We start from the raw sequence: 3,573 nt of genomic DNA, 5'->3' as shown, positions 1-3,573 counted from the left end.
TCGCTCATTCCACTTCCCGGTGGCCTGAGGACGATGATCAGCGGTCTCGGCGTTTTCTATCCAAATCACTGGCCGACCCAGCGTGCGGGCATCATTCCCGATGTGACAGTGCGACCCACAGTTCAAGGAGTCGCTGCGGGCCGCGACGAAGTGCTTGAAACAGCAATTCATTCTATTGAGACCGGAATTGACCCCGACAAAACAGGCCGCGCAACAGATCAATCCAGCAGATAGCGAATTACGAAGCCAATAGGGCTGCCTAGTCGTGAGTTCTATCGCGCCGAGTGAGCAAGAAGACCTACAGAGAGTTCATCCTGTATCACCGGCTATGCGGAAGTTAAAGACAACTGCGGATCCCTCCGCTCCGGTCGGGATGACACCGCTCTGGTGATTCTGGGCGAGTCGTCGGCTAAATCCGCATGGGTTAAATCCGCATTATTCGGGACTTTCTTCAATGTCGGTCGTATCGGAAACGACTACATCATGATCGCTTGAAACGATTGCGCGTTTCGATGCACTAACTTGCGGGACGTGTGGGGGGAACCTGGAGTTTGCGGTCTGCCACATTCGTGGTAGAGGGTGCAACTCCGGGGTGCTAGATGGTTTTCTCTATGCGTGAGTCCAAAGGACAGGACTACACATTATGAGTTCACTTCGAAACAAATCTGCCATTCCGCTTGATCATGCTGTGCTTTGCCTGGACTGCAACTCTGTGAGCGACGCCAATCGGGAGTGCCCCGCGTGTTCCTCGCGGGCGCTGATGAATTTGAGTGTCGTTCTGAATCGTCCCGCCGAGTTCGTCGAGTACGAACGGCTGGCCCATGCCGCTTAGCGGCGATTCCCTTCAGAACGTCGAAAAACAGTTGCGCGTGGGTTTGTAGCTTTCCCACTCATGCGCAAAAGACGCGCATGAATGGGGCACTTCTGTTTCTGATGGGATTTAGATTCCCCGATTTCAAATCGAGACGCGGGGCTCCTGAGCGTGGGTTCGTGCTTTCCCACTCATGCGCAAAAAGACGCGCATGAATGAGGCACTTCTGTTTCTAATGGGATAGATTTCCCAGATCTCAAAATCGAGATCTGGGGCACCCGGCATGGTCGTCCAGACTGCTACTTTTTCGTGACCTTTACGAAGGTGCCGTCGGGCAGTTCGCCTTCGAGCAGGTGCACGACGCCGCCCTTTACGTATCCTTCGAAGATTTGGTTGGCTGGGCTCACCGGGGCGAGATTCCTGCCCCCACCGGGCGGGGCGGGAGTTGGACCGGGCCTGCCGGCTGCGGGGCGGCCTGTCCCCTTGTCCATGGCATCATTGGCGAGCTGGTCAGCTTCCTTGTTGCCTCCGCGCAGGGTGTGGCGCATTTCGAAGCGCTCGAGCTGGCTGGCAAGCAGTTTGGCTTCCTCCCACAGGGGGCGCAGGCCGGGGCTGGCTACCTTGTACTGGCCTTTCATCTGCTTCACCATCAGCTCGGAATCGGAGACCACACGGAGCTGGCGAACACGATGCTCCTTCGCCCAAGCGAGAACGGCAAGAAGTCCTTTGTATTCAGCGAAATTGTTGGTCTGATGGCCAAGGAATGCGCTTAAGCGGGCGACGACTTTGCCGGCCGGGTCTTCAACAACGGCTCCATAGCCGGAGGGGCCCGGATTGCCGCGCGATCCGCCGTCGCAATGCGCGGTGTGCCAGCCGGGGGTTTCGCCGGGAGCGGCTTCCATTCCCGAAAACAGATTCTCGTTCATGCATTCCCAGTGTAAAGGCACCCTCACGACATGACCCATCCTCGGGGGATCGCGCCGTCCCATCGATGCAACCCGCCCCGGTACCTGGTTCGCGCTGTCGATGGGGAACCCTTCGGGCAGGCAGCACCTTTGGGCTGTCTTAGCCGCAGATTCCGCTCACGAACAGGCTTGGGCAGAGTCTACTCAGATGCGATTACGTCTGCACCGCCGGAGCGAAAATCTCGATGGCATCAGATGCAGTGAGCTACCCTTCATCGTCGAACGCTGTCGCCGGCGCCTTGGCATGGCCTGCCAAAAGAACGATACAATCGTCGGCAGGCATGGCCTCCCGAGCAATGGACGGACCGGATCGCGCTGCGGAGCGCCTTCAGGCGCGCGCGCCGGAGATGGAGTTGATTCGCGAAGCCCAGGCGGGATCGCGGGCCGCCTTCGACGCCCTGGTTCGCCAGTATGAGCAGCAGGTGCTGCGACTGGCGCTACACCTCACCGGTTCCGAGCATGATGCGGAAGACATTTACCAGGAAGCCTTCCTCAAAGCATTCCGGTACATCGGCAACTTCCGGTTCGAATGCTCTTTCTATACATGGATTTACAGAATCGTGACTAACCTCTGCCTCGATCAGCTTCGCCGCCGCAAGACGCGCCGCGAAGATCAGGCGGTGGTGGTCGATCACTCCGGGGACGAGATCGATATCTTGTCTTCGGTCTCGGATAACCGGTCATTTTCGAATCCAGCCAAGGAACTGGATCGCAAAGTGCTGGGCGAGCGGATTCAAGCCGCGCTCAGCAAGCTCACCCCGCGTGAGCGCATGGTTTTCGAGTTGAAGCATTACCAGGGTCTCCGCCTGCGCACCATCGGAGAGATGTTGAACACCACGGAAGAAACCGCCAAGAATACGCTCTTCAGAGCGACCAAAAAGTTGAGAACTCAACTGGCGGGATTGCGTTAGGGCCCTTCGCGGGCGGCGAATCATTTTGGATCAGATTCGCGGTAGCACTTATGAGGCTGGAAGGACGTAAAGAGATGAACTGCGAACTCGCACATGAGCGCATTGTGCTGGCGGCCTACGGAGAGCTGCCAGACGAACAGGCACACGAGCTGGACCGGCACATCGTCGCCTGCTCCGAGTGTGGCCAGGAGCAGCAGCAGCTGCTGGCGCTGAAGACGCTGGCCACTGCTTATCCTGTCGCTGAGCCGGATCCCAATTTCATCACTCGCTCGCGCATGCGCCTGGAAGAGGCGTTGGATGCATTGCCGCCCAAACGCTGGTACGAGCGGTTTGGCCAGCGTATCCTGAACAATTTTTCAAACCTGCAGGCAGCTCCCGTTGCGGCTTTGCTGCTGCTGATTGTGGGAGCCGGCGCGGGAACGCTGGGCGGCTACGAATATGCGCAGGCCCGTGCAGTCCACGCGGCCGGACGAGCGTCGGCCAAGGCTGAAGCCGAACAGGTCGTCACCGCACCAACGCCGGCGCCCTCGGCTGAGGTGGCCAACATTTCGAGCATCGTCCGCCAGCCCAACAGCGAAATCGTCGATGTGACGTATAACCAGATCGTCCCGCAACACATTCAGGGCTCGCTGGAGGATCCGGCGATCCGCCAACTGCTGATGCTGGCTTCGGCGAATGCGTCTTCGCAGGGTGTTCGCGACGACTCGGTAGGTTTGCTCGCGGCTGAATGCCGGGCCGGGCATGCCTGCCAGGGCGAGGGCATTCGTGACGCCCTGATGGTGGCCCTGCGCTATGACAAGAGCGAGGCTGTCCGCCTGAAGGCACTCGAAGGCCTGCAACCGTACGTGGCGCAGGATATGCGTGTTCGCGATGCCGTGCTGGAGGC

At 59.0% G+C, this 3,573-nt stretch carries 4 protein-coding genes; 3 read left to right on the top strand and 1 reads right to left on the bottom strand.

The window, feature by feature from the left end; all coding sequences use genetic code 11:
• The coding region (locus WA354_RS10145; protein WP_472812892.1) for a hypothetical protein at window positions 1-234 on the top strand (234 nt) is incomplete at its 5' end.
• Between the two features lie 876 nt (window positions 235-1,110).
• Here WA354_RS10145 and WA354_RS10140 read toward each other — a convergent pair.
• Window positions 1,111-1,737: a ribonuclease HI family protein gene (locus WA354_RS10140; protein WP_472812891.1), complete on the bottom strand. Its 627-nt coding sequence runs from the start codon at window positions 1,735-1,737 to the stop codon at window positions 1,111-1,113.
• A gap of 320 nt (window positions 1,738-2,057) precedes the next feature.
• Here WA354_RS10140 and WA354_RS10135 point away from each other — a divergent pair, with 320 nt between their 5' ends.
• The gene (locus tag WA354_RS10135; protein WP_472812890.1) at window positions 2,058-2,687 is read left to right on the top strand and encodes an RNA polymerase sigma factor; all 630 of its coding nucleotides are present in this window, start codon (window positions 2,058-2,060) and stop codon (window positions 2,685-2,687) included.
• Window positions 2,688-2,761: 74 nt separating this feature from the next.
• The coding region (locus WA354_RS10130) for an anti-sigma factor family protein (protein WP_472812889.1) at window positions 2,762-3,573 on the top strand (812 nt) is incomplete at its 3' end.

Origin of the sequence: Occallatibacter sp. (assembly GCF_049802275.1) — a bacterium.
GTDB lineage: Bacteria > Acidobacteriota > Terriglobia > Terriglobales > Acidobacteriaceae > Telmatobacter.
This window is presented reverse-complemented; position numbering and strand designations above follow the sequence as displayed.